Origin of the sequence: Limosilactobacillus secundus, assembly GCF_020784695.1 — a bacterium.
In the GTDB taxonomy this organism is placed as follows: domain Bacteria; phylum Bacillota; class Bacilli; order Lactobacillales; family Lactobacillaceae; genus Limosilactobacillus; species Limosilactobacillus reuteri_F.
Genome location: NZ_JAJGUA010000035.1, coordinates 1 through 26,539, shown reverse-complemented (window position 1 = coordinate 26,539; position 26,539 = coordinate 1). Strand labels below are relative to the sequence as shown.

At 39.0% G+C, this 26,539-nt stretch carries 26 protein-coding genes; all 26 read right to left on the bottom strand.

Annotated features, from left to right (window positions below):
• Positions 1-9 precede the first annotated feature (9 nt).
• The gene (locus LMB57_RS06440) at positions 10-939 is read right to left on the bottom strand and encodes an aspartate carbamoyltransferase catalytic subunit (protein WP_229272516.1); all 930 of its coding nucleotides are present in this window, start codon (positions 937-939) and stop codon (positions 10-12) included.
• Between the two features lie 345 nt (positions 940-1,284).
• Positions 1,285-2,169, bottom strand: coding sequence for a LysR family transcriptional regulator (locus tag LMB57_RS06435; protein WP_229272517.1), 885 nt, complete (start codon positions 2,167-2,169; stop codon positions 1,285-1,287).
• Between the two features lie 86 nt (positions 2,170-2,255).
• The gene (locus LMB57_RS06430; RefSeq protein ID WP_229272518.1) at positions 2,256-2,600 is read right to left on the bottom strand and encodes an AzlD domain-containing protein; all 345 of its coding nucleotides are present in this window, start codon (positions 2,598-2,600) and stop codon (positions 2,256-2,258) included.
• 2 nt (positions 2,601-2,602) lie between these two features.
• Positions 2,603-3,511, bottom strand: coding sequence for an AzlC family ABC transporter permease (locus tag LMB57_RS06425; RefSeq protein ID WP_229272519.1), 909 nt, complete (start codon positions 3,509-3,511; stop codon positions 2,603-2,605).
• A gap of 135 nt (positions 3,512-3,646) precedes the next feature.
• On the bottom strand, positions 3,647-4,792 hold the full coding sequence (locus LMB57_RS06420; protein WP_229272520.1) for a sensor histidine kinase: 1,146 nt from the start codon (positions 4,790-4,792) through the stop codon (positions 3,647-3,649).
• A 31-nt stretch (positions 4,793-4,823) separates the two neighbouring features.
• A complete protein-coding gene (croR, locus tag LMB57_RS06415) occupies positions 4,824-5,513 on the bottom strand; it encodes a response regulator transcription factor CroR (RefSeq protein ID WP_003665397.1) in 690 nt (229 codons plus the stop codon).
• A 180-nt stretch (positions 5,514-5,693) separates the two neighbouring features.
• Positions 5,694-6,836, bottom strand: a complete 1,143-nt coding sequence (gene guaB, locus LMB57_RS06410; RefSeq protein ID WP_003665395.1) for an IMP dehydrogenase — start codon at positions 6,834-6,836, stop codon at positions 5,694-5,696.
• A 78-nt stretch (positions 6,837-6,914) separates the two neighbouring features.
• Positions 6,915-7,853, bottom strand: coding sequence for a sugar-binding transcriptional regulator (locus LMB57_RS06405; RefSeq protein ID WP_229272521.1), 939 nt, complete (start codon positions 7,851-7,853; stop codon positions 6,915-6,917).
• Between the two features lie 110 nt (positions 7,854-7,963).
• On the bottom strand, positions 7,964-8,674 hold the full coding sequence (gene deoD, locus LMB57_RS06400) for a purine-nucleoside phosphorylase (RefSeq protein ID WP_229272522.1): 711 nt from the start codon (positions 8,672-8,674) through the stop codon (positions 7,964-7,966).
• A gap of 20 nt (positions 8,675-8,694) precedes the next feature.
• Entirely contained in the window at positions 8,695-9,993 is a 1,299-nt protein-coding gene (locus LMB57_RS06395) for a pyrimidine-nucleoside phosphorylase (RefSeq protein ID WP_229272523.1), read from the bottom strand.
• A 28-nt stretch (positions 9,994-10,021) separates the two neighbouring features.
• Positions 10,022-11,215: a phosphopentomutase gene (locus LMB57_RS06390; protein ID WP_229272524.1), complete on the bottom strand. Its 1,194-nt coding sequence runs from the start codon at positions 11,213-11,215 to the stop codon at positions 10,022-10,024.
• Between the two features lie 52 nt (positions 11,216-11,267).
• On the bottom strand, positions 11,268-11,942 hold the full coding sequence (gene deoC / locus LMB57_RS06385) for a deoxyribose-phosphate aldolase (RefSeq protein ID WP_229272525.1): 675 nt from the start codon (positions 11,940-11,942) through the stop codon (positions 11,268-11,270).
• A 213-nt stretch (positions 11,943-12,155) separates the two neighbouring features.
• Complete coding sequence (locus LMB57_RS06380) at positions 12,156-12,926, bottom strand: DUF1129 domain-containing protein (protein ID WP_229272526.1); 771 nt, start codon at positions 12,924-12,926, stop codon at positions 12,156-12,158.
• A 32-nt stretch (positions 12,927-12,958) separates the two neighbouring features.
• Positions 12,959-14,056, bottom strand: coding sequence for a redox-regulated ATPase YchF (gene ychF / locus LMB57_RS06375; RefSeq protein WP_229272527.1), 1,098 nt, complete (start codon positions 14,054-14,056; stop codon positions 12,959-12,961).
• An 83-nt stretch (positions 14,057-14,139) separates the two neighbouring features.
• Positions 14,140-14,337 (bottom strand): DUF951 domain-containing protein, encoded by a 198-nt coding sequence (locus LMB57_RS06370; protein ID WP_229272528.1) that lies wholly within the window; start codon positions 14,335-14,337, stop codon positions 14,140-14,142.
• Between the two features lie 13 nt (positions 14,338-14,350).
• Positions 14,351-15,235, bottom strand: a complete 885-nt coding sequence (locus tag LMB57_RS06365) for a ParB/RepB/Spo0J family partition protein (protein WP_113896987.1) — start codon at positions 15,233-15,235, stop codon at positions 14,351-14,353.
• Positions 15,222-15,992 carry a ParA family protein gene (locus tag LMB57_RS06360; RefSeq protein WP_229272529.1) on the bottom strand — a complete coding sequence of 257 codons (771 nt, stop codon included), beginning with the start codon at positions 15,990-15,992 and terminating at the stop codon, positions 15,222-15,224. Before LMB57_RS06360 ends, LMB57_RS06365 begins: the two co-directional genes overlap by 14 nt.
• A gap of 12 nt (positions 15,993-16,004) precedes the next feature.
• Positions 16,005-16,973 (bottom strand): ParB/RepB/Spo0J family partition protein, encoded by a 969-nt coding sequence (locus tag LMB57_RS06355; protein WP_229272530.1) that lies wholly within the window; start codon positions 16,971-16,973, stop codon positions 16,005-16,007.
• A 17-nt stretch (positions 16,974-16,990) separates the two neighbouring features.
• Positions 16,991-17,716, bottom strand: a complete 726-nt coding sequence (gene rsmG, locus LMB57_RS06350) for a 16S rRNA (guanine(527)-N(7))-methyltransferase RsmG (RefSeq protein WP_229272531.1) — start codon at positions 17,714-17,716, stop codon at positions 16,991-16,993.
• A gap of 180 nt (positions 17,717-17,896) precedes the next feature.
• Entirely contained in the window at positions 17,897-18,781 is an 885-nt protein-coding gene (locus tag LMB57_RS06345) for a 3-hydroxyacyl-CoA dehydrogenase (RefSeq protein ID WP_229272532.1), read from the bottom strand.
• 102 nt (positions 18,782-18,883) lie between these two features.
• Positions 18,884-19,792: a ribonucleoside hydrolase RihC gene (rihC, locus tag LMB57_RS06340; protein WP_035157597.1), complete on the bottom strand. Its 909-nt coding sequence runs from the start codon at positions 19,790-19,792 to the stop codon at positions 18,884-18,886.
• Between the two features lie 81 nt (positions 19,793-19,873).
• On the bottom strand, positions 19,874-21,079 hold the full coding sequence (locus LMB57_RS06335; protein ID WP_229272538.1) for a NupC/NupG family nucleoside CNT transporter: 1,206 nt from the start codon (positions 21,077-21,079) through the stop codon (positions 19,874-19,876).
• A gap of 951 nt (positions 21,080-22,030) precedes the next feature.
• Positions 22,031-23,380: an amino acid permease gene (locus tag LMB57_RS06330; protein ID WP_229272533.1), complete on the bottom strand. Its 1,350-nt coding sequence runs from the start codon at positions 23,378-23,380 to the stop codon at positions 22,031-22,033.
• Between the two features lie 305 nt (positions 23,381-23,685).
• Positions 23,686-24,429, bottom strand: coding sequence for an amino acid ABC transporter ATP-binding protein (locus LMB57_RS06325; RefSeq protein WP_229272534.1), 744 nt, complete (start codon positions 24,427-24,429; stop codon positions 23,686-23,688).
• 1 nt (position 24,430) lies between these two features.
• Positions 24,431-25,894 (bottom strand): ABC transporter substrate-binding protein/permease, encoded by a 1,464-nt coding sequence (locus LMB57_RS06320; protein WP_229272535.1) that lies wholly within the window; start codon positions 25,892-25,894, stop codon positions 24,431-24,433.
• Between the two features lie 351 nt (positions 25,895-26,245).
• A partial coding sequence (gene tnpA / locus LMB57_RS06315) for an IS200/IS605 family transposase (RefSeq protein WP_229278044.1) occupies positions 26,246-26,539 on the bottom strand: 294 nt, incomplete at its 5' end.

Here is a 26,539-nt window from a genome sequence, read left to right as displayed (position 1 = left end):
ATCACCTTTTTACATCAATCCTTGGTAACGAAGAACTCGACTAAGAATTGCCATCCGGGTATATACGCCGTTTGTCATTTGTTGGAAAATGCGGGAATTAGGCGCTTCAACAAGGGAGCTATCAATTTCAACACCCCGGTTAACTGGCGCTGGATGCATAATGATTGCGCCCTGCTTCATCTTTGCGGCCCGTTCTAAAGTTAAACCATAAGCTTGGTGATATTGATTAGCATCAAAAGCCTGACCGTCAGCAGTCGTTAATCGTTCATTTTGAACTCGTAATAAATTAACCACATCCATCTGGGGCAGCAATTCGTCAAAGTTACCAAAAGTTCCATATTGTTCCAGCGTAGGATCATACCATTTTTCTGGGCCAGCAAAATAAACCTCTGCTCCTAGGCGATTAAGCATCATTGCATTTGAGTGCGCTACTCGGGAGTGACTAAGATCACCAATAATTAGTACTTTTAAGCCCTTGAAATCGCCAAATTCTTCATTAATTGTCATCATATCAAGTAAACATTGCGATGGGTGTTGACCACTGCCATCACCACCATTTACAATTCCGATCTTAAGGTCTGAATGGTTAAGCAATTGGTTGTAATATTCATTTTCAGGATGACGGATTACCGCAACATTTACACCAATTGATTCCATTGTCTTAACAGTGTCATAGAGGCTTTCCCCTTTTTTCACTGAACTCGTACCCGCTTCGAATTCTAGTACATTCATCCCCAACTTCATTTGTGCCATTTGGAAACTGGTCTTTGTTCGGGTTGAGTTTTCAAAGAAGAGGTTAACCGCGTATGCAGGTGCAGTGAGAACTGCTTGCTTTCCAGCCTTATATGCTTGAGCTTCATGAATTAAATCAATTGCATCTGCTGCATCCATGTCGGCAACTGTTACTAAATTTGGTTGAATTCTTTCTGTACTAATCATCAATAGCGCTCCTTTTCCAGTCTAATTACAACAAAACAGTGATAACTTCCCATTTAGATTTCGAGAGTCATCACTGTTTGCTTTTAGGATATAAGTAGGCTAAAAACAACATACCGTTCTGCTCTCTCTGGAAACAATTAAATGGTCGGTCGTTTCAAAATACCTATTGATTTTACTGGCGTATTCTTGGTACTACTGCTTAAAAGAAAAACCTCCTCAGCAATAGCTAAGAAGGTGTACTTAAACGCTCAATTAAATCCTTCCTAGCCTCACGGGACTAAGTTAAAGGTATTTTTGTTATTTATGATAATAAGCGTAGTTCATGAAAATGTCAAATCTTTTTTTCTATTTTGCAAAAGATTCTTTTAGAGCTTGCCATAGCTTTTCCTGCCTTGGTGTCTGTTCGACATTATTTTTGCGACGAACAAAAGCAAGTTTTTGGGTAACGTGGGGAACAATTGGCACTTTAACCACTTTGCTATCTAAGTTTTCACTTATTGATTGTTCCATCAACAAGGTTATCCCCATCCCCAAAGCAACCATATTTACTAATGTTCTTCCTTTTTCGCCTTCAAAAACGGAATATGGGTCAAACCCAGCCGCAGCACAAACTTGTTGAACAAAGACCGCAAACGGATTTTGATGGTTTAGTGTTAAGAACTTTTCTGCTTTTAGATCCATAAGCGTTAATTCCTTTTGTTTAGAAAGTGGATTCCGCGCTGGAATATAAGCTACTAAATCATCAGTTCCCACTGAAAGCACCTCAAAATCATCAGGAAGTTTACCAGCATAACTAATAAATGCCAGCTCACTGTCCCCTTGTTGTAGCTGTTCCATTGGATCAACATCTTCAACAATATTCATTTTATGTTGTTGGGCTAATTTTTTAACAACCGGAGCTGCTTGATAATTAGCAAAGCCTGGGACGACAGCAACTTTGATCGCTTCTTCTGCTTCCTTTTTTCGATAATCCGTAACCACCGATAATAATTTAGCATGTTTTTGAGCAATTTCAGTGATCAACGGTAAAAGTTTTGCCCCGATTTCAGTTAATTCAACTACGCCGCCTTCTGGTCTAATAAGCTTGATGTTAAGCTCATCTTCAAGTGCCTTAATTGTGCGAACCAATTCATCAACCGTTATCCCTGATTTTTTTGCCGCATATTGATAATCCAAAGTATTAGCAAGATTAACAAATGCAATTGTTTGCTTAAAATCCAACGTACTCACTTCCTAAAATAAAAGGGATTGGCTCCTTCGCAAGTTAGAAACCAATCCACTGTTTAAAGCTTAATTTAATTATAACAAAACTACTCTTATAACGCTAAACTCAGAAGCCAAACAGCAAGTAATCCAGCAATTACTGAAATCGACATTGACCGTGTAAAGTATGCAATCACAATCACGATCACTGCTGCAATAATTCGTTCTGGATAACCAAATAAAGTAAAATGATAAGAGCCAGTTAAGAAGATCCCCTTCACAACCAGGGTCGCAAATAAACTAACTGGGACATATTTCATCCATTCATTAAACCATTCTGGGATTTTTCGCGTTGAGAAGAATAATACTGGTAGATAACGGGGAATAAATGCCGCTAAAGCTGCCAAGATAATCACTATAATATGGTAAACGATTTTATTACTTAATAGTTGTTCCATGTCTAGCCCTCATCAGGATGTTGATCATCATGTTTTTTCTCTTCATGTTTTTCATCATGGTGTTCAATAACATCTTCAATCTTAGTTTCCAGTTTTTCAACTTCCTTAACTTCTTTTTGTTGAGCTTGTTTATCCTCGATCGTAGTCTTTGTGATCTTCGGCCTAAACATTTTTGTCAAGAACCAGTTCGAATTTGGATGCTTACTATGGTGACGAACTGTATTTTCAATCAAGAATCCAACAAAGGAAGCAATTAAGGTTGCAATAATAATCCCAAGTGTACTTTTAGTCAACGCCTGGAAGTATACACCAAGAACAGCTGCCAAGATTCCAATAACTAGGGTCAAGTGGTTTTGAACCTGCATTACGATCATATATAAGAATAAGGCCGTTAATGCAAAATCAACCACTTCAAGGTCAATCGAAATTGCACCACCAATCAAACCACCAACCATGTTTGAAATCGACCATGCTGCAAGTGAATAATACTCCACTAACAACGCGTCATCGGGATCCCATTTCTTATCAGTTGCAAACTTCATATAGTTAACAGCATAGTTTTCATCGTTCATTGATGCAGAAAAGATGAGGATGAAACGTGCTGATTTATCCTTAATATATTTAGATAAACTCGATCCTAACAATGCATATCGTAACTCCAAGAAGAAAAGTGAGATAAAGATAGTCCCTAATGGAGCGTTACTTGCTAATAACGATGCCAGAATAAATTGTGCCCCACCAGAGAACACTAATACCGACACCAATAAAATCATTATAAAGTTTAAACCTGCTGCGTGTAGTAAGATTCCACAGGCCAATCCAATCGGAATATAACTAAGACACAATGGCATTGAGACACCAAGCACCTCAAGCCAGCGTGTCCTTTCTGGATTTATTTGTGCTTTAGCCACAGAATTTCCTCCAATAATTTGTATCTTTTATAATATCAAGTGACACAATGCTCTTTTAGTCTACCACATATAAAATTAGTTGAATATAATTGAAAAAGAAAAAAGTCTAAAATCAAATGATTTTAGACTTTTTTCTCATTTTTGCTTGTTTTCTTTAACTTCTTGTTTTAAAGGCAATGTGACAACAAATGCTGTTTCGTCTTCATTTGAGGTAACCTTGACGCTCCCGTGATGAAGATCAACAATGCTTTTGACAATCGCTAAACCTAATCCCGTTCCACCAGTAGCTCGTGAACGGGAAGCTTCTGCGCGGTAGAAACGTTCAAATAGGTGGTCAAGTGCTTTTTCAGGAATTGGTGTACCATCATTAGCAACTTTGACGACCACCATATCATTTTCTTGCCGGGCATCGATCCGAATGTAACTTGCGCCATTGCCATACTTAAAGGCATTTGAAACTAAATTATTAAAAACTCGACCAAGTTTCTCCGGATCCGCCTCAATCATTAAGGGATTAGGAATAACTGAGGAAGTAATTTCGATTCCGCGATGCTGGGCTTCTAATTCAAAACTTGCCGTTAACTGTTCAATTAACTGGTTAAGATCGATTTTCATAATATTTACTGGCGCCCCATGTTGCTGAACTTTTGTATATTCAAACAAATCGTCAACCAAGGTCTTCATTTGTTTAGCCTTCTCATAAGCAGTATGGGTGTATTTTAGAATATCTTCCTCACTACGATACTGCTTATCTTCAATCAATCCCAAGTAGCCAATAATACTAGTCAATGGCGTCCGTAAATCATGGCTCACATTAGTAATCAGCTCATCTTTTGACTTCTCAATCTTCCGTTCATCATCCATTGAACGCACCGCGCTATCAACTAATGCATTTACACTAGCAATAACATGCTGTTGATTTCCTTTTAGCCGAAATGGAATCCGGTGATCCAAATGTCCCTGCGCAATATAGTGTAATTCCGCGATAATATGATCCATTTGATAAAGGTGGTACCGTCGACGCAATCGCCACCATACCACCCACACATCAATAATTACTAAAAAGGCAATTAAGATCCGCTGATAGCTCCATATTTGTGCTTGAAGAGGGCCAATCTTCAATGATTGCTTAATCATAAAGATTCCATTAGTTACTCCTGGATTTGACTGAATGGCATCTTGAACAATTACAATAATCGCCATATTCAGCAATAACAATAGAATAACCGTTACTACCCCTTCTAAAATAAGCGAACTCTTTTCACGCCCCGTTAACTTCACAATTTTTCCTCCACATCATTAAGGCTACGCTTTAGTGGTCTTCCACCTTGTAACCAACACCCCAAACAGTTTGAATAACTTTTTCACCGTTAGTTGCTTCTTCAATTTTATCCCGTAAATGACTCACATGAACCATGACTGTTTTAGCTGATACGACACTTTCTTGTTGCCATACTCGCTCAAAAATATCATCTGCTGAGAAAACACGGTTAGGGTGACTGGCAAGTAAGTATAAGATACCAAATTCAAGGGCTGTTAACTGAATTACATCCCCTTTAATCGTCTTAACCTCGTGGGAATCTTTATTGATTAATAATGGCCCAACATTAAGAATATCCGGTTGATCATTCGTCACTTCTCCTTGGCTCCGACGAAGTAATGATTTAACTCGTGCCATTACTTCAAGCGGATTAAATGGCTTAGTAACATAATCGTCCGCACCAGTGATTAGACCTTGTATCTTATCCATGTCTGCCGTCTTAGCTGAAAGCACTAAAATTGGAATATCAGAATCTTTCCGCACCCGTTTAATTACATCCATTCCATCGATTTCTGGCATCATTAAGTCAAGAATAATCAAACCGATATCAGGATTAGTATTTAGCTTTGTTAATGCTTCTTTTCCGTCGTAAGCAGAAATTGGCTCATATCCTTCATTTCGGATGTAAATTTCAAGTAATTGAACAATTTCTTTATCATCATCAACAACTAGAATTTTCATAAGAGGTACTCCTTTTTACAGCATAATATCCTATTGAATATTATAACTAACTATGCGAAAAAAGCGATCATTCTAAGATAGCCTTAACAAAAAGTTTACCCTCCATTATTTCTCGGGAAATAAAAACTGCTGTGACTATCTCTTCACGAATAAAGCCATAGCAGTTTCTTATTGAATTAGTTATTTATAGTTAGGTGCACTACGAGTAATTTGGACATCATGAGGGTGTGACTCGATAAGTCCTGCATTGGTAATTTGGACAAATTGAGCTTTTTCGATTAGTGTTGGAATATCACCAGCACCAACATAACCCATTCCTGAGCGAAGGCCACCATCAATTTGGAAAATAATATCAGAAACATCGCCCTTGTATTCTACCCGAGCTTCAATCCCTTCTGGAACAAGCTTGTTGGCTTCATTTACCCCACCTTGGAAGTAACGGTCGGAAGAACCATGTGCTTGAGCCATTGCGCCAACCGAACCCATTCCACGATAAGCCTTGTACTTCTTGCCATTGTCTTCAAAAACTTCGCCAGGTGCTTCGGTCGTACCAGAAAGCATACTACCGAGCATTACTGCATTACCACCAGCAGCAAGAGCTTTCACAACGTCACCAGAGTACTTAATACCCCCATCAGCAATAATTGGCTTGTTATATTCACGAGCAACACTAGCAGCGTCATAAATAGCAGTAATTTGTGGAACACCAACTCCAGCGACTACCCGAGTAGTACAAATTGAACCAGGACCGATACCAACTTTTACAACGTCAACACCAGCATCAAACAAAGCACGAGTAGCTTCACCAGTAGCAACATTACCGGCAATTAAGGTTGCGTCTGGGAAGTGTTCGCGAATTTCTGCAATCTTACGAAGAACACCTGCGGAATGTCCATGAGCTGTATCAATAACAATTGCATCTGCGCCCGCCTTCAAAAGGGCCTCAGCCCGTTCAAAAGTATCACTAGTAACCCCAACTGCTGCAGCAACTAATAATCGATTATTATCATCAACAGCAGCCTTAGTTGCGCCTGCAGGTACCACTACGCTCTTTACATTAGCTACTTCTCCTGCTTGGGCCTGGATTGACATGTTTTTGTGAACAACCCCTAAGCCACCTTGTAAGGCCATTGCAATCGCCATTGGTCCTTCAGTAACAGTATCCATTCCCGCACTAATCAACGGAATATGAAGCTTCAAATTATCAGCTAACTGTGTACTCAAGTCAACTTCATTTGGTAATACATGACTTTCGGCTGGAATAAGTAATACATCATCGAAGGTTAAGCCCTTCTTGGCAAATTTCGTGTCCCAATTTGACATCTGTAGTGCAACTCCTTTGATTTTTAATTAGGTATACTCTACTAGGATTTCGCACTGAGGTCAATCTAAATATTTAAATTAATTTAAAAAATTAACTAGGCTATTCGCACTCTCTTGATCAATAACCAATGTATTGGCATACCCGGCAGTCAAAACACCATGCACTGCTGGTACCTTAGCAACATTTGCTGCCACTAAAATACTATGTTTTTTCTTTCGCAGTTCTGGAAGCGCAATCCCAATTGTTCGTTGGTTAATATCTTCATTTACTATCTGGCCCTTGCTATCAATGAAACGAGAGAAAACGTCCCCTACCGCCTCATGTTGTAACGTTAATTGCTCCTGCTTGGTGAAGTAACCTAATTTAAATAATAATGCTGAGTCACGTACTGTCCCCACTGTGAAAATGGCAATATTGGATTGCTCCCCTAACTTCATAATATGCTTGATATGAGTATCATTGGCGACTAGTTCACGCGTCTTTGCATGATCAAAGATAACTGGCAACGGCAAATACTGTGGAACGGTATTAAAAGCATTTGCAAAGATATTAACAGTTTCAAACGCATAATTTCGCGTATTAGTATTTGCCATACTGCCTTTCATTTGAACAACAGTAATATCAGTAACGTCTTTAGGTTTCAAATGCAACCCTACTTGATAAACTGTTTTTCCCCAGCCTAATCCAATAATATCTTTATCTTCCACAACTTGTTCGATATATTTAGCACCGGCTGCGCCAACTTCTTCAAGCGGATCATCCGTGCCTGGAACAATAATAATTTTATGCAATGATGGATATTTAGCAAGCAAGTCCACTTCCAACTGGTGAAGCGGAGCAACTGGATTATTAATTTTAATGGTTACTAATCCGCGATCTCGACCAAATTGTAATAATCGGGACACTGTTGCCCGGGAAATATTCAATTCAGTTGCAATATCACTTTGGTTCCATCCGTCACGATAATATAAGGTTGCTACTTTTAGCGCTAATTCGATCTTATTTTTATCATCCATCTAATTTCCCTCCTTTCTCCATACTAAAAGAGACTGGGCATTACCTCAGTCTCTTTCACTATCTAAGTTACATCTTACTATAAAATACATTCCCTAGCCTATGCAAGGACTTACTTTCCAGCAATCGCCGTTTCAAGCGAAATATTAATCATATCATTAAATGTTCGCTCACGTTCTTCAGCAGTTGCCTTTTCGTCGCCAAAGATTAGGTCGCTAACAGTCAAAACTGAAAGTGCCCGGAAATGAAGCTTGGCCGCTAATAAGTAAAGTCCAGCCGATTCCATTTCTGTTCCTAAAATTCCATAGTCACGAAGCTTTTCCATATCAAGCTCATCATTGTAGAAACGATCGGCAGCAAAAATATCCCCAACTTTTGTTTCAATACCTAATTTACCAGCTACATGGTAAGCAGTATCTAACAACTTGAAATCAGCTAATGGTGCGTAATGGAATCCTGGTCCAAATGTATTTACCGTTACTGCTGAATCGGTTGAAGACCCTTGAGCAAGAAGAACGTCGCGAACATGAACATCTGGAGCAATCCCTCCACAAGAACCAACCCGGATAATCGTATTAACGCCAAATTCACGTACCAATTCATTAATATAAATTGACATCGAAGGAATTCCCATCCCAGATCCTTGTACTGAAATCCGGTGCCCCTTATATTCACCAGTATAACCAAAGGCATTCCGAACTGAATTTACTTGTTTAACATTCTCAAGGAAGTTTTCTGCAATATATTTTGCACGTAGCGGATCCCCTGGCAGTAATACAGTATCTGCATAATCACCCATTTTAGCATTAATATGTGTACTCATTGAAGTATCCTCCTGTCTCTTTATTCAATAATTTCATGAATTAGCGTTGGTACTTTGCCATCATCGCTAATTTTAATACTTTCTCTTAATAACTGTTCTACGTCTGGAATTTCTTGGCGGTTACTATAGATGGTTAAAATTGGTTCGCCGTCTTTAACGTAATCCCCTAGCTTATGATGTAATTCAATTCCTACACTATAATCCAGGGCATCATCTGCTTTTTGACGGCCTCCTCCTAATAACATGCTAGCAGTTCCAACTTCATCCGCTGAAAGTTTTGTCAATACTCCATCCCGATCAGCTTTGAAAGGAATCTTGTATTTAGCTTGCGGCATCAATTGATAGTTATCAACAACAGCAGGATCTCCTCCTTGTGCTTTTATCATTGCCGCAAATCGTTCAAGAGCAGAGCCATCCTGAATAGTTTGCTCTAACATTTCTCGCGCCTCAGTAGTATTTTGTGCTTTTTCACCCATTACTACCATATAACTACCAAGCGTCAAAACTAATTCCGTAAGATCTTTTGGTCCCTTTCCTTTTAAGACATCAATTGATTCTTCAATTTCAAGGGTATTGCCAATTTTATTCCCCAGCGGCTGATTCATATCTGAGATTACTGCCATGCACTTTAATCCCGCTTGTTTACCAATCTCAACTAGCGCTTTAGCTAATAGTCTTGATTGATCAAGCGTCTTCATAAAGGCCCCGCTACCAGTTTTAACATCGATTACAAGCGCATCTGTTCCAGAAGCAATTTTCTTACTCATAATTGAACTAGCAATTAACGGAATCGAGTCAACAGTATCGGTAACATCTCGTAATCCATAAATCTTCTTATCTGCTGGCGCAACCTCACCAGTCGCACCCACTATTGCTAACTTTTCTTTAGCAACTTGATTAATGAATTCATCTTCAGAAAGTTCTACCCGAAATCCCGGAATCGCCTCCAACTTGTCCAGCGTGCCTCCTGTATGACCAAGGCCACGACCTGAAATCATCGGAACTGGAATTCCAGTAGCGGCGACCATTGCTGCAAGTGGCAAGCTCACCTTATCACCAACACCACCCGTTGAATGTTTATCAACCTTAATACCAGGAATTCGGCTTAAGTCCAATCGTTCACCAGACGCCATCATTTTCATCGTTAGACTCGTCTGTTCTTCTTTGGTCATATCCTGAAAATAGATTGCCATGAGGAGAGCACTAATTTGATAGTCAGGAATCGTTCCATTAACGACGCCATCAACAAAAAATTGTAATTGCTCATCGCTTAGAACTCCGCCATTTCTCTTGGTGTCAATGATATCAACCATTCGCATCGCGTTTCGCCTCTTCCCCTAATTAATCTTAATCGTTACTGATTTCTTTGTAGAAGCTGGTACCTTTTACTGGTTCAACATTAAAGTTCTCTAAAATAGTTGCACCAAGGTCTGAGAATGTTTTCCGTAATCCAAGTGATTGATTTGGCTTATTCATTGAAGGGGAGTAAACCAACAATGGAACATTTTCACGCGTATGATCAGTTCCCTTAAAGCCAGGGTCATTACCGTGATCAGCAGTTACCATCAAAAGGTCATCCGGCTTCATTTCATCAAGAACTTTGCCTAGACGCTTATCAAAGTCCATTAATGCTTGACCAAAGCCCTTTGGATTACGACGGTGACCATACATTGCATCAAAATCAACCAAGTTTGTAAAGCAGAAACCAGTAAAGTCTTGTTTCATTACTTCATCAACATGATCCATTCCGTCCATGTTACTTTCGTTATGGTATCCTTTATCGATCCCTTCACCAGAGAAGATATCATTAATCTTACCAACCCCAATTACATCGTACCCAGCTGCACGAAGGCGATCCATATCAGTCTCACCAATTGGCTTCAAACTAAAGTCATGGCGATTAGCAGTCCGAGTAAAGTGATCTTTATCGGGACCAACATATGGACGGGCAATAATCCGACCTACAGTATATTCTGGTCCATTAACAAGTGTCCGAGCATATTCACAAATTTTGTAGAGTTCCTCAACAGGAATAACATCTTCATGAGCAGCAATCTGCATTACTGAATCACCAGACGTGTAGAGAATTAATTCTCCAGTCTCCATTTGACGTTCACCATAGTCATGAATTACTTCGGTTCCTGAGTATGGCTTGTTAACAATAACCTTTCGTCCCGAGAATTTTTCAAGCTTATCAACAATTTCTTGTGGGAAACCATTAGGGAACGTTGACAATGGCTTCATTACTGGTAAGCCCATCATTTCCCAGTGACCATCCATGCTATCTTTTCCGGCAGAAATTTCTTCCATTTTCCCGTAATGACCAATAGCTGGATCAGCAACTGGAACACTTTCAATCGGAGTATCACGTAAATTACTAATCCCTAATTTGCCAAGGTTTGGTAACTTCAAGGCACCTTTGTAATACTCACCAACATGGCCAAGTGTATCTGATCCAACATCATCAAACTTTGCGGCGTCATGAGCGGCACCTGTACCAACTGAGTCCATTACAATAACAAAAACACGTTTATATGACATTTTCTGACTCCTCCTATTTCTGTAAATTAAGATTAGTAATTAAACTTTATTCCTATTGTTTTGCAGCTTCTTCCAAGATTTGAACTGAAGCAGAAACCCCTAAACGGTTAGCACCAGCTTCAATCATATCGTAAGCCTCTTGAAGGCTGTGAATTCCACCAGCAGCCTTAATCTTAAAGTCTGGGCCAACTGCTTCACGCATGATCTTAACGTCGTTTACCTTAGCTCCTGAAGTTGAAAAACCAGTTGAGGTCTTCACAAAGTCAGCATCACCTTTTACAGTAAGCTTACTTGCACGTGCTTTTTCTTCGTCAGTAAGAAGAGCATTTTCAATAATAACTTTAAGAAGTTTACCCTTTTCGTGAGTAGCGTCAGCAACCGCTTTAATATCAGCAACAACCGCATCATCATTTCCGGCTTTTAATTCGCCGATATTAATAACCATATCAATTTCATCGGCGCCATCTTCAATTGCCTGCTTAGTTTCAAAAACTTTGCTTTCTGTTGAAGTTGCCCCCAGAGGAAAGCCAATAACTGTACAAGTATTAATATCCGTACCTTCTAAGCCTTCATGAACTCGCTTAACCCAGTAAGGATTAATGCAAACGGAAGCTGTATTGTATTTTCGAGCTTCTTCCACTGTCTTATCTATCATTTCGGGGGTAGCTTCTGGTTTAAGCATTGTGTGATCCATGTATTTTGCTAATTGTGCTTGCGTTAACTTCATAATAATATGATCTCCTCTCAATTTTTGAATGCGGTTTCATAAGTTTACATTTATATCTTAACAACCTAATGAACATTTGTCCATATAATTAGAGAAATTTATTTCAAAAAGAGAAAAAAGAAAAGAGTGAGAAAAAAACTTTTGCCTTTTCTCACCCTCATTTATTTTAAAGATACCTTGGAAAATAGTTCCATTGCTGAGACTATTTGTTGTTTAACGCCGTGGCGCACGATTACCGTAAAGGGAACCTGTAACATGGAATTTAGACCTGAAATACATATCCCCAATGAAAGTAATAACTCCGATGCCAATGTAGACCCATGGATTGAGCCGTGGGTTGATTACATTTGGCAACATACTTACGAGCATGTAAATAATCAACCAAGCTGCTAATCCAGCAACTATCAAAAGGATTCGTTGCCATAATGGCTTCTTACTTACTCGTTTACCGTTCTTATCAATTTGCGGTTGAACTTGGGTAGCCACATAACCAAAAATCAATCCTCCAGTGATCGCCACGATTAAGATTGCAGTAATACCACTGCTTCCAGCATTCTTTGTTTGCATTGCAGCTGGTGATAACCAGAACATTAAGCCAAACATAAAAGTAAAGATACTTAAGAAAATCAGCATATTATCAATTGCTAACAACTTAATTGATTGCTTACTTGCTTCAGCAGGAGTTGGCTTAGGATTCTTCAATTCTTTAGCATATTCGGTTGGCGTACCAAATAATGCCCGCGCAGTTTGTCCCTTCTTTTGTCCTGCTAACAATTTATCAATGGTTTCCTTTAGCATTGAGTCTTTCTTATCTGAAGGAACATCGAGACGATCCAACTGTTTATTTAATTGATACATAAAATCTTCATTTTTTCGTGTTAGATCATAGTTGCTAAAAACCCTTCCATTTGCTTGCCGTCGTTCTTTTTCTAGTTGTTTTTGACGTTGACCAGCTTGTGCATTCCGTGGTTGTTCTTCACTCACTATAATACTACTCCTCTCTTAGCTTCAGAGGTTTAAACGTTGAACCGGAATTCAACAATATCGCCATCTTGCATTACGTAATCTTTTCCTTCAAGACGGAGCTTTCCCGCTTCCTTTACTGCTGATTCAGAACCTAATTCATCAAGATCTTCAAAGCTCATTACTTCCGCCCGGATAAATCCGCGTTCAAAATCAGAGTGAATAATTCCCGCTGCTTGGGGAGCCTTTGTACCCTTCTTGTAAGTCCAGGCCCGTGTTTCAGGACCACCAGCAGTAAAGAATGTTTCAAGACCCAAGAGCTTATAGGCTGCCCGAATCAACCGGTTCAAACCTGGTTCAGTAACGCCTTCCATTTCAAGAAAATCAGCCTTATCCGCTTCATCCATTTCAGCAATTTGTTCTTCAGCAGCTGCTGCAACACCAATAACTTCTCCGTCATCTTTTACATGTTCTTTAATTGCATCCATGTATTTGTTGCTATCTGGATCTGCCATATCTTCTTCGGCAATGTTAGCAACGTATAGGACTGGTTTACTTGTTAATAAGAAAAGCCCTTTGACAATCTTTTGTTCAGCATCACTAAAATCAATTGAGCGAACACTCTTGCCATCTTCAAGAACTGGCTTAATCTTATCGAGCACTTCTAATTCTGCTAAAGCATCCTTATCACGCCCCTTAGCAGCCCGCTGAACCTTTGCCAAACGCTTATTAACAGCATCTAAGTCCGCCATTACTAATTCTAAGTTGATAGTATCGATATCTTCAATTGGATCCACTTTACCAGAAACACTAGTAATATCATTATCATCAAATGCCCGCACAACATGAACAATTGCGTCAGTTTGACGAATATTTTCCAAGAACTTGTTCCCAAGCCCTTCACCCTTACTAGCACCCTTAACGATTCCGGCAATGTCGGTAAATTCAAAGGTAGTTGGGACGATCTTCTTCGCTGGAATTAATTCTTGAATCCGGTCAAGTCGACTATCCGGAACTTCAACCATCCCCACATTGGGGTCAATTGTTGCAAATGGATAGTTAGCCATTTCGGCACCAGCTTTAGTAATTGCGTTAAAAAGTGTTGACTTCCCAACGTTTGGCAAACCAACGATTCCTGCAGTTAATGACATAAATTGTTCACTTTCCTTTTCAATTAATCATTTATTATTTTAATCTACAATTAGTTATTTGTGATCATCAATCATTAAAAATATTAATCAGCTTGAGCAGCTTTTTCGATAACCTTTTTTAATCCCTTATTAAATTTCTGACGGGTCATCATGACAATATGACCACAGCCTTGGCATTCAATTTTAATGTCTGCACCCACTCGTGTAATCTTCCAACGGTTAGTTCCACATGGGTGAGCCTTTTTCATCATTACAATGTCACCCTTATCATATGCTGCCATGAGTTATTCCTCCTTAATCTAGGGTTATGTTTAATAATTCAAGAATACGGGTTAAATCTTCATTTGACGTATAAGGTATTTCAATCTTTCCTGCGCCCTTTTTACGACTTTGGGCGACAGCAACTTTTGTACCAAATTTACTCTGTAACTGTGATTCAGCTTCTCGAATATAAACTGGTTTGCGTTGCGTTCGCCGTTCTTCTTTCTTTTTTGCTGTTCCGTTAGTTTGCGTTACAATCTCTTCCAATTGTCGCACTGTAAGGTTTTGTTCAACAGCTCGTTGGGCAAGTGGAACAAGTTTTGACTTATCTTTTAAGCCGAGAATTGTTCGTGCTTGGCCCATCGAAAGTTTGCCAGTATTAAGAAATTCCTTAATTACTTTTGGTAAACCTAGTAACCGCAAGTAATTAGCGATATAAGGTCGACTCTTCCCTAGTCTGCTTGCCACCTGTGCTTGAGTTAATGATAACTTGTCCATTAGCATTTGGTAGGCCTGCGCTTCTTCAAGTGGCGTGAGGTCTTCACGTTGAAGATTTTCAAGAACCGCGATTTCCATCATCTGCTCATCACTCATCTTACGCACTATTGCTGGGATAGTCTTTTGTTTAGCAATCTTAGAAGCCCTAAACCGTCGTTCCCCAGCAATCAACTCATAACGATTAATTTGGGGATCCGTTTGTCGAAGAATAATTGGTTGAAACACCCCTGATTTTTCAATCGATGAAGCTAATTCTGCTAAAGCTTTCTTGTCAAACGTTCGCCGTGGTTGGTAGGGATTAGGATGGATTAACGATAGCTTGATATCTTGAACCGTTTCATCCGCAAGCTCAGTTACTTCATTTTCCGCAAAGAGGGCCTCAATGCCTCGACCAAGCCCACCTTTTTTATTCTTTGCCATGGTTAGCCAACACTTCCTTTGCTAATTGTTGGTAGACGTGCGCCCCCGTTGAATTTTTATCATAATCAATAATTGCTAAGCCGTGACTTGGGGCCTCTGATAAACGGACATTACGAGGGATAATCGTATCATAAACCTGGTCACCAAAAAACTTTTTAACCTCAGAATTTACCTGTTGTCCAAGGTTTGTGCGCCGATCAAACATTGTCAAAAGAACTCCTTCAATCTTAAGTTGAGGATTAAAGTGCTTACGAACAAGCTTGATGGTATTTAAAAGTTGACTTAAGCCTTCCAGTGCATAGTATTCACTTTGGACAGGGATTAGAATTGAGTCACAAGCAGTAAATGCATTAATTGTCAGTAGCCCTAGGGATGGTGGACAATCGATTAAAACAAAATCATATTTTTGGCGAATTTCCCCAAAAGAATCTTTAAGCCGTGTTTCCCGGGCCATTAAATTAGTTAATTCTACTTCGGCACCAGATAAGGCAATTGTCGTTGGAGCAATATCAACCCCTTCATGACTTGTCTTTTGAATGACATTCTCTAATGGCACTTCATTAATTAAGACATCATAAATACTTTGCTTAATATTCTGCTTTTCAACGCCTAAACCACTAGTGGCATTCCCTTGAGGATCAAGATCAATTAATAAGACGCGCTGGCCAGTCTCAGCTAAGCATGCACCCAAATTAACACTCGTTGTTGTTTTACCAACACCGCCTTTTTGATTTGCAAGGGCAATTACAGAACCCATTTTTTGGCCTCCCTACTGTTTCTTCGGAATCTCAATTGTTAATTGATAAGTATCGCCGTTTTCTTCCTCATGCATTTTAATTTCAAAGCCTTCATTTGTCGCCAGCTTAATTGATTTTTTAATCGTATTTAAAGCTAAACGCGCATCATTAGCCTGCTGAGTTTTTTTGTTTTGGGCCCTCTTAGTTGTCTTTCGTTTAGGAGCTCGCTTCTTTTCAGCCGGTTTTTCTACTGGTACCTCTGCAACCTCTGCTGTTTCTTCAGTATGGCCCTCAATAGAAGCTAATTCTTTGCGCTTAGCAGCTGCTTTTAATTCTGCAATCTCTGAAGGTAAAGGACGCCCTAACAAGCGAGCAACTTCATCTTCCGTCTGCCGAACTGTTAACCGCTCATTAACAATCCGCATTAACATATCACGTTGTTGCTTTTCATCTAAATCTAACAATGCTCGACCATGACGTTCCGTAATCCGGTGATCTAAAATAGCTGTTTGGACCGGAGTAATTAAACGGAGCAACCGTAATTTATTGGCAACAAAGGACTGACTCTTCCCCATTCCTTTTGCTAATTGCGATTGAGTAAGATGGTTCAAGTCCATTAATTGCCGGTAAGCCTGCGCTTCTTCTACTGAACTCAATTGCGACCGTTGCAGATTTTCAATGAGGGCAAGTGAAGCAGTCTCTTGATCACTCATCTTTTCAATTATTGCTGGTGCTTTTTCCCACTTCAAGAGCTTCATCGCCCGGTATCGACGTTCCCCAGCAATAATTTCATATTTTGCTGGTTCGTATTCACGTAAAACAATTGGTTGTAACAACCCGTGTTCGTCAATTGTTTGTGCTAATTCACGAATCCCGTCTTGATCAAATACCTTCCGTGGTTGGTAACGATTAGGAATAATTTGATCAATTTTTACTTCTACGACCTTATTTTTTGTATTATCGGAATTATTTTTTCCAATGCCAAATAATGAAAAAGCCATACTTTCAACTCCTTATCTTATTGAATTGGTTTTTTGCTTGGTAATCCTGGACGCCGTGGATATTTATTAGGGGTCGCCTTTATCTTATCAATCACAATAATATTACGTTCTTCATCAGTTTCCGGTAAGGTCAATGTCACTGTTTTTTGAACTTTTCCCCCAAGCTGTTTAATTGCTGTCCCACCTTGTTGAAGTTCTTCGGGAGCTGCACTTGCCTTATAAGCGATGAATTCCCCACCAACTTTAACGGCGGGCAAGCATAATTCGCTTAAAACTGATAGGCGGGCAACTGCACGGGCGGTAACAATATCGAATTTCTCCCGATATGGACTCTTCTTAGCACTAAAAGTCTCTGCTCGATCATGAATCAAAGTAACATCGGTTAAACCGAGCTTGGCAACTAAGGCTTCAAGAAAAGCAATCCGCTTATTTAACGAATCAACAATCGTTACCTTTAATTGCGGAAAAGCGATCTTCAACGGTAAGGAAGGAAAGCCGGCCCCAGCACCGATATCACATAATGTCAGTTCTTCGCTCTCTAAGCATGGATCAGCAAACGCTCCTGTAATTGAGTCATAAAAATGCTTTAAATACACTTCATCCTTTTCAGTAATCCGTGTCAAATTTACATGTTCATTAGTTTCAACTAATAATTGATAATAGTCAGCAAATTGTTGCATTTGTTCTACTGATAAGGTAATCCCATGATCAGCTAATGCTTGTTGAAATTGTTCAGGATTCATTATTTATTAGGTCTCCTTTCGTGAAACATTTTTTGTTTCACGTTCTCTACTACTGTACCGTAATTTTGCCATTGTTGCAACCGGATTACGTAAAAATTGGAGCGCAAAATAAGGGAGCAAGATATCAGTCACGAGCGACTTTTATCTTGCTCCCTTTCCTAGCGTTTTCAATACTTAATCTTAATGTTTCAAAAAGTCTGGAGCCATGAAGGCTGGATTGGGATAATTATAAAATCCTTGTCCTGATTCTTTTCCTTCGTGCCCTTCTTGAATCATCTTTTCCATCTTATCGGCAATTTCCTTATGACTTTCATCCTTAGTCTGAGCATAGGCATTCCGTTCAATTTGCGCTGCCGTCCGTAAACCGACCATATCTAAAATACCAAATGGTCCCATTGGTGCACCTGTCGAAATCATCCAATCCTTATCAATCATCTCTGGATCAGCAACTCCTTTAGCCCATAAGCTAAGACCAGATGCAAGTAACGGAATTAAAAGGGAATTCAGAATATAACCGTGTTGTTCCTTGTTAAGGATAACAGGAATCATCTTTATTTCCCGGGCAAACTTTGTAGCTTCTTCAATCACCTCTGGAGTTGTTTGGGAGGTACCCATAATTTCGACCACATTAAATTTCCAAATCTGGTTAGCAAAGTGCATATTAAGAAATTTTTCTGGCCGATCAGTATAAGAAGCTAGTTGACTAGGGATAAATGTAGAGGAATTACTGGCAAAGATTGTTTTTTCAGGGGCTAATCCTGAAACTGCTTCGTAAAACTGTTCTTTTAACTCTAATGATTCCGGTAATGCTTCAATCATTAAATCAGCATCTTTAACTGCAGTCGCAATATCATCAGTAATTACTTTAATATTATCAAGGCCCTGTTGAAATTCCTTATCTGTCAAATGCAAGTCACGTTCATAATCACTTTTCAGCGCCTTAATTCGTCGTTCAGCAGTATCAATATGGTGGTTATATACACTGACATTAAAGCCAGATAAAGCCGTTTGATATGCAATCTGACTACCTAATACACCAGCGCCAGCAATCATAATATTCTTCATTTTTCATTTCCTCCTTACTTTAATTACTGCCATTATATCGTGAAGCGCTTACACAAGAAAGTAATAAAAAGAGCCGAAAGCAAGCTCTCAGCTCTCAGTATCTTATTTCATTTTGCTTACTTCCTCTAAGAACCACTTATTGAAGTATTCAGCATCAATATCTAAGCAAACTTTTGCGTTGGTCTTACCATCATGATAAGCAGCACGAATGTCACCAACAGTAGCACCGATTGCTGGGCCATCTGTTTGAATGTCAACCCACATATCCTTGGTAGTAAATGCTTCTGGATGAAGAAGGTAGAAGATAGTATTAACATCGTGCATTGGACGACCTTGATCATTACCATCATTATAGTGCGTAATTAATCCATGCAACATTTCACCGGTCTTATTAAGGCTACCAAGTTTTTCAATTGTATCAGCAGTTAAGAGAGCCTTTAAGGTAACATCCAATCCAACAGTTACAATTGGAACGCCCGCATTGTACATAATCTTAGCAGCATCTGGATCAGTGAAGACGTTAAATTCAGCTACACTGGTCATGTTACCGCCAGAGAATGAACCACCCATCGCAACGATTTGCTTAATGTGACTCTTTACTTCTGGGTATTCGCTAAAGAGTAATGCAATATTAGTGTACGAACCAGTTGGAACCAGGATGACTTCATCTTCAGCCATGATTGCGTCATGAAGTGCTTCAACAGCAGTCTTATCAAGCGGCTTACCATAGTCGTCACCGAAATCATAACCAGGCATTCCCGATTCACCATGAATTCGGGCAGCATCTTCAAATGGCTTAATCAATGGTTGCTTAGCACCTGCTGCAACGGGAATATCCTTACCAAAGAAGTGAATAATCTTCAAGGCGTTAGCAGTTGTTTTATCAGCAGTAACGTTACCGGCAACTGTTGTAACTAATTTCAAGTCTAATGATGGGTCATTAATAGCCATTGTTAAAGCAGCTGCGTCATCAATACCTGGATCAGTATCCATAATAATCTTTGTAGTCATAATTTTTATCTCCTTTTTCTCGTGCAAGCGTTTTCGAATTTAATGTTGAAAAAAGCAGCCTTACCAGCTGCTTTTCCATTTCTACCAAACAAAGAGACCAACAAATGCGGCTGATAATAATGATACCAAAATACCAGAAAGCATTAAGTAACCAATGTTTGAAGCGATGTAATCGTTGTTTTCTTTGTCAACTAATCCCTTGAAGGCACCAATAATCATACCTAAAGTACCAAAGTTGGCAAATGAAGTTACGAAGACAGTCAAGACAGCTCGCAAGTGAGGTGCGTAACTGTTGATTTCGCCAGTCACCTTACCCATAACAACGAATTCGTTAGTAATTAACTTCATACCCATATCTTGAGAAAGCATCCATGCTTGGTGAACAGGTAACCCAAGCAACCATGAGAATGGGAACATGATAACACCTAAGATACTTTCAAGTGAAAGGTCCTTCCAGAACAATGCTAAGATAGCATCGATCAAGGCTGCCAAAGCAACGAAGGCAACAACATTAGCAATGATGATAAGGATTAACTTACCAGCACCTAAAATTGAGTCTCCCAAGAAACTGAAGAATGGTTCACGCTTATCAGAATCAACTTCTGCACCAACCTTTTCGATGGTGTCATCTTCAGCTGGAACCTTAACAGGGTTTAACATACTTACAGCAATCAATGAATTAATAATGTTAATTGGAACAGCAGTCAGAATATATTGTCCTGGCATCATTTCAATATATGCACCAAGAATTGAAGCAGTAACACAAGACATTGACATCATGGCAATTGTCAAATTACGTTCCTTGTTCATGGCACGTAATTGCATACCAGAAACAGCCAAAACTTCAGTGTTACCTAAGAACATCATTTCTACAGCAAAGAATGATTCAAACTTAGGTTCACCAGTAATGAAGGAAAGTCCACGTCCGATCCACTTAATAATCCATGGCAATATACCAATGTAGTTTAAGATATCGAACAATGGAACAATCATAAGGATTGGCATCAATGCAGAACAAATGAAGTTAAGGTTCTTTGGTGTGTACCAATCACCTAATGCAAACACAGTTCCTTTTGCAGAGACGTTAACAATCCAAGCAAAACCATCAGCGGCCGCTTTAACCCCAGCACGACCAGCTGCTGAACTTACTAGGAACCATGCTAAAAGTAAGTTCAATACTACCATGATTCCTACAGTCTTCCAGTTGATCTCCTTTCGATTCTTGGAGAAAAGCCATCCAATTCCAAGAAAGACAATCAACCCAATAATGTTGATAATAAGATACATAGACATGGCTGTGTACCCTCCTTAAATAGAATATTCGTTAACAGCCGTTCCAAATTAAGACAATATAATTGCAATTGTGGCGAGTTAACTATTTAAGAATATCTTTAAATTTGATTCCTGTAAAGCGCTGTTTTGTAGACAATTTGTGAATTTTTATTATTTTTTAAATTATAATTTTACAATTCACTCATTTTATTAACTTTTCAGCTTTTTAAAATTTCACAAAGTTTTTTCAGAACTTATGAAAACGTTATCATTTGTTAGCGAAAATAAACGGAAAGGTGCACGTAGCAGATCGTCTTTGCTACGTGTCTTTCCGTTGCTCCTGCCAAATTTTTCGATTATACTCAATAAACCCAATTGAGCAAATGTTCAGACATTTAAAGAAGGAATTTACAGTTTCACTAACTTTAGTATTTCCCAGGAAATAATATAAAATCTTTAGGGTTTAAACTGGCAGAAGCCCGGGACGTTTATCGAAATAACATTCCGGGCTTCTCAACCATGAAGAAGTGGGAAGAAAGGCCGAGTATTATTTTAATTTTTGGTAACTTATCTATCTGCTTAATACGAGGAACTTAAGCTTATCATTATAGGTTCGTTGTAGATATGGCCACTAATTACTTTTAGCTAACATACTTTTTACGGAAACTAAAGCGTTTCATGTGGAGTGGGGTGTTGGTATTTTCATGCAAAAAGTCTAATTAACGTACTTCAAAGTAGTTTTATTATGAGAAGATGTTTGTTAAATTCGGCCTTCTATCTTTCCACACTTTTAGTATAATCCCTCCCCTCTCAAAAGACAATAAAACCGCGTCATGGCGGGATTTATCCTCCTTACAATTATTAAACAAAACCTTCTTTTCTATTACTTTTTACCACTCTCTTAAACTAATAATTATCAAATGCAAAGAAAAGAGACCCAAATTTCTTCGAGTCTCTTCCAGATTTTTAATTTTTCTTCTTCAAAAATCCGTAACCATAAGCGAGCATTACAAAAATAACGATTGAAAGGATTAATGGAATTCGTGTTGAATCAATAAATAGTAAAATCACTAGGACTGCCAAGAAGAAAATAATTGTTAACCAACTAGTAATTGGATATCCTGGCATTCTGAAGTTTGCAACTCCCTTAGGATTTTGTTGCCGGAATTTAACGTGGGCAACCAAAATAATAATCCACGTAAAGATAAAGGTAATTGTTGAAATTCCAGCAATCACATCGAATATTCCTGCCGGCATAATGTAATTTAGGATAACTGTGATAAAAAGGATCAATGAAGAAAAGGTTAATGCATGATTAGGCACAGCCTTTGCACTTAATTCCCCAAAACGTTTTGGGGCGTTCCCGCTTCGAGCTAATGAGTAGAGGGAACGACTAGTACTAAAGATCGCACTGTTAGTTGCAGACATGGCAGCAGTCAGAACCACAAAGTTTAGAATTGCGGCTGCTCCCGGAACTCCAATTGCTGCAAACACTTGAACAAACGGACTAGAAGTAGTCTTGATCTGGAACCATGGGTAAATTGACATCATCGCAATCATTGATCCGATATAGAATAAACCAATCCGGACTGGTAAGGTATTGATCGCCTTAGGAATATCTTTATCTGGATTCTTAGTTTCTCCAGCTGTTAATCCGACCATTTCAATTCCTACAAAGGCAAAGACTACCATTTGGAAGGACATCAAGAATCCCATTGGACCAGTAGGGAAAAAGCCACCCTGATTAACTAAGTTCGAAAGGGTTACTGGCCGTCCTTCAACATGACCACGCATTACAAGTAAGACAATTCCCACTGCTATCAAGGCTAAAATTGCAATCACCTTAATCATGGAGAACCAACTTTCTAGTTCACCAAACAGTCCAACGTTTACCATGTTTACTAACATTAATAAAATAACAATAATTAACGGCCCGACCCATTGTGGTAAATTAGGAAACCAATATTTCAAGTAAATACCAGTTGCCGTAAGATCAGCCATTGCTAATGTCAGCCAGCATGCCCAATACATCCAGCCGGCAACAAATTCCATCCGGTCACCAAGATATTCTTTAACTGAATCAATAAAGGAATGCTTTGAAGTATCAGCTAAAATAAGTTCCCCTAACGCCCGCATCATAAAGAAGCAAAAGATACCGACGATTAGGTATGAAAGAATGATTGATGGACCTGCTTGATGAATAGCTGTTCCTGATCCAAGAAAAAGACCGGTCCCAATAGCCCCACCAATAGCAATCATCGTCACGTGACGACTTTTAAGCGATCGTTCTAACTTCTGTTGTTGTTTTTCGTCCATAATATGCCTCCTTAAAAAATTTAGTTAATAACAAAAACGTTTTCTTAAACAAATAAAAACGTCTCTGGTAATCAATATACCAGGGACGTTTTTTAACGCGGTTCCACCCATCTTTATAGCTCACCTTTGCGAACTACCTCTAGGTTGATAAGGAAACCACTCCATTTCAAACGCTCATGCCATTTAATTGGATCCAGCTTTCAGCAAATACTGGATTCTCTGTTAGCCAATTATTAGAAGTTACTCATTATTATAATGATTATCCTAACTTTGTCAAATTTAAATTACTGAAAGTCAGTCGATAATTAAATATTTAGCACTTTATCCAAGAAATTCTTCGTATCTGGATGTTGCGGATTATCAAAAATTTCTTCTGGGGTACCTTGTTCCCGAATATCACCATTATGGAAGAAAACAACTCGATCGGCAACCTGCTTAGCAAATCCCATTTCATGAGTTACCACGATCATGGTCATTCCCTCTTGCGCTAACCGTTTCATTACTTCCAAAACATCCCCTACCATTTCAGGGTCAAGGGCACTCGTTGGTTCATCAAAGAGCATTACATCCGGTTTCATCGCAAGGGCACGGGCAATCGCTACCCGTTGCTTTTGGCCTCCAGAGAGCTTGGTTGGATCCGCTTCTGCTTTATCAGCTAGCCCAACTAAGTCGAGATAGTGCATCGCATCCTTTTCCGCCTCTTCCTTGGACATTTTTCCAAGCTGAACAGGCGCCAAAGTAATATTCTCCAAAACATTCATATTTGGAAAGAGATTAAAGTGCTGAAAAACCATCCCGATATTTTCCCGAACCTTATTAATATTTACTTGCGGATCAGCAATATCGTAGCCATCAATATAAATATGACCGCTATTTGGCTCTTCAAGCTTATTAATACAACGAAGAAAGGTACTTTTACCCGATCCTGATGGTCCAATCATGCAAACCACCTCATTGGTTTTTACGTCCAAGCTAATACCTTTCAGCACTTCATTACTTCCATAACTTTTGTGCAGATTTTTTACTTGTACTTTATAGTTTTTATCCATATTAACCCATCCTCTTTTGTACGTAGTTTGATAACCAAGTCAACAGGGTAATGATGATGATATACATCGTCCCAATGATTAACCACATCTTAAATCCTTCCATGTTCTGGGAAATGATGACAGTCCCTGTTTGTGTAAGTTCCATTACACCAATTGCAGAAAGAATTGAGGTATCTTTCAAGGTAATAATAAACTGGTTAACTAACGAAGGAATCATTAACTTAAATCCTTGGGGAGCGATGACCTTAATCAGGGCTTTGCTATATGGCAATCCTAAGCTCCGTGCTGCTTCCCATTGGCCAATATTAACGGATTCAAATCCACCTTTAACAATGGCTCCAATATAAGCTCCTTCGTTAAAAGTCAACGTTAAGATTCCTGCCAAGAACAATGGAACTTTATGGCCAATAACGTTCGGAATCCCCATGTAAATAAAGAAGGCTAACACAATCATTGGAATACCACGGAATATATAAATCAGGGTACTAGAAACAGCATTGGCGAATTTGTTTTGTGCAATCCCCAATATCCCTAGAATTACTCCAAAGATCATCGCAAAAATAATGCCGACAACGGTTAATTCAATTGTCATCCATAATCCACGAAGTAAGGCTGGATAATTGGCGCGAATTAATCCTAAGATTGTCCTATCAGTCGCGCTGTCCTTCGTTGTTTTGTCACTCTTAGTATATTTATCAATGATTTGATCCATTTGGCCAGTATCCTTTAGCCACTTAATCCCATCATTCATCTTTTTCTGTAATTCTAAGTTCTTGCCCTTTTGGTAGCCAACGGCAACTGGTTGTGCGTCAATTGGCTTCTTCGTCACAACCTTAAGCGGAACCCCTTCTTTAATTCCGTATTCAAGAACAGGACCATCATCAAAAGTAGCTGCCGTGTTCCCAGTCTTCACATCATTCCACATCGTATTTGAAGAATCAAAGTAACGAATCTTGTAACCATATTTCTTTTGGTTATTCTTCAAAAATAATGCCGCACTCGTTCCAGATTTAGCCGAAACTGTTTTGCCTTTTAATTGGCTCATCGACTTAATATTGCTATCTTTTGCAACAGCCATAACAACACCACTAGTATAGTAAGGTGTTGAAAAATCATACTTTTCTTTTCGTTCATCAGTAACGCTCATTCCGGCAATTACTGCATCAACTTGTCCTGCTTCAAGAGCTTGTAAATCACCATTAAAGCTCATTGGCTTCAATTCATACTTAAAATGCTCATGCTTAGCAATTTTCTTAAGCATTTCAATTTCAATCCCAGGATTATTTCCTGAGTACCCACCTTTACTATCTTGAATTTCAAAGGGCTCAAAGGTGTTGTTAGTTGCAAACGTATAAGTCGGTTCAGCAGCAGATACCTGCTGAGGTTCGACCATTTGCCACCCCACTACAATTCCAAGAACTGCAACAATGGTGATGATCATATTTTTTATCTTGCTGCTATGCATCTACACCGACTCCTTTTTAATCAAATTTTAACGTTGATATTACTTTATCATCGCTAGAAAATAAAATAAATATCCTTCATTAAAGTTTGTGTTTATCTAAGATGTCAGCGTTTCAAACAATAATTTTTAAAGATAGGAACTAGCGATAAGTTAATTTTATTAAGTATAAGTTATTTGTTTTTCGATTTTTTCTTAGACATTTTTAATCATAACCACCCGTCAAACGGGTGGTTTGCACATCGGCTATAAGCCGATAATAAAAGCCGGCGTCTCAAGGCGCTGGCTTTCGCTTTGCTCAAGCCAAAATGCTCTGACTACTTTGCCACCGCTTTAAGCGGTGTTTGTACTACTTCACTTACCCTTAAAAGGGTCCGAATATTCCACACTTGTTAGCTTATCCATTGCTATATCATGTTTCTCTTGATCTCGGATATACTTCTTTATCGTGGATTCATTCAATCCAACTGTACTTACGTAGTAGCCTTCAGCCCAAAAATGTCGGTTCCCATATTTGTATTTTAAGTTTGCATGTCGATCAAACATCATTAATGCACTTTTCCCTTTTAAGTATCCCATAAACTGCGATACACTTAGCTTCGGCGGAATACTTACTAACAAGTGCACATGATCTGGCATCATATGACC

Coding starts and splice junctions, on each gene's coding strand:
- deoC (WP_229272525.1), bottom strand. CDS start 11,942: ATGAAGTTAACGCAAGCACAATTAGCAAAATACATGGATCACACAATG.
- ychF (WP_229272527.1), bottom strand. CDS start 14,056: ATGTCATTAACTGCAGGAATCGTTGGTTTGCCAAACGTTGGGAAGTCA.
- LMB57_RS06335 (WP_229272538.1), bottom strand. CDS start 21,079: ATGTATCTTATTATCAACATTATTGGGTTGATTGTCTTTCTTGGAATT.
- LMB57_RS06345 (WP_229272532.1), bottom strand. CDS start 18,781: ATGAAGAATATTATGATTGCTGGCGCTGGTGTATTAGGTAGTCAGATT.
- guaB (WP_003665395.1), bottom strand. CDS start 6,836: ATGTCAAATTGGGACACGAAATTTGCCAAGAAGGGCTTAACCTTCGAT.
- LMB57_RS06440 (WP_229272516.1), bottom strand. CDS start 939: ATGATTAGTACAGAAAGAATTCAACCAAATTTAGTAACAGTTGCCGAC.
- rsmG (WP_229272531.1), bottom strand. CDS start 17,716: ATGAATCCTGAACAATTTCAACAAGCATTAGCTGATCATGGGATTACC.
- LMB57_RS06395 (WP_229272523.1), bottom strand. CDS start 9,993: ATGCGAATGGTTGATATCATTGACACCAAGAGAAATGGCGGAGTTCTA.
- rihC (WP_035157597.1), bottom strand. CDS start 19,792: ATGACTACAAAGATTATTATGGATACTGATCCAGGTATTGATGACGCA.
- LMB57_RS06330 (WP_229272533.1), bottom strand. CDS start 23,380: ATGGACGAAAAACAACAACAGAAGTTAGAACGATCGCTTAAAAGTCGT.
- LMB57_RS06325 (WP_229272534.1), bottom strand. CDS start 24,429: ATGGATAAAAACTATAAAGTACAAGTAAAAAATCTGCACAAAAGTTAT.
- LMB57_RS06370 (WP_229272528.1), bottom strand. CDS start 14,337: ATGGCAGCATATGATAAGGGTGACATTGTAATGATGAAAAAGGCTCAC.
- LMB57_RS06365 (WP_113896987.1), bottom strand. CDS start 15,235: ATGGCAAAGAATAAAAAAGGTGGGCTTGGTCGAGGCATTGAGGCCCTC.
- LMB57_RS06405 (WP_229272521.1), bottom strand. CDS start 7,853: ATGGATGATAAAAATAAGATCGAATTAGCGCTAAAAGTAGCAACCTTA.
- LMB57_RS06355 (WP_229272530.1), bottom strand. CDS start 16,973: ATGGCTTTTTCATTATTTGGCATTGGAAAAAATAATTCCGATAATACA.
- LMB57_RS06360 (WP_229272529.1), bottom strand. CDS start 15,992: ATGGGTTCTGTAATTGCCCTTGCAAATCAAAAAGGCGGTGTTGGTAAA.
- deoD (WP_229272522.1), bottom strand. CDS start 8,674: ATGAGTACACATATTAATGCTAAAATGGGTGATTATGCAGATACTGTA.
- LMB57_RS06390 (WP_229272524.1), bottom strand. CDS start 11,215: ATGTCATATAAACGTGTTTTTGTTATTGTAATGGACTCAGTTGGTACA.
- LMB57_RS06320 (WP_229272535.1), bottom strand. CDS start 25,894: ATGCATAGCAGCAAGATAAAAAATATGATCATCACCATTGTTGCAGTT.
- croR (WP_003665397.1), bottom strand. CDS start 5,513: ATGAAAATTCTAGTTGTTGATGATGATAAAGAAATTGTTCAATTACTT.
- LMB57_RS06430 (WP_229272518.1), bottom strand. CDS start 2,600: ATGGAACAACTATTAAGTAATAAAATCGTTTACCATATTATAGTGATT.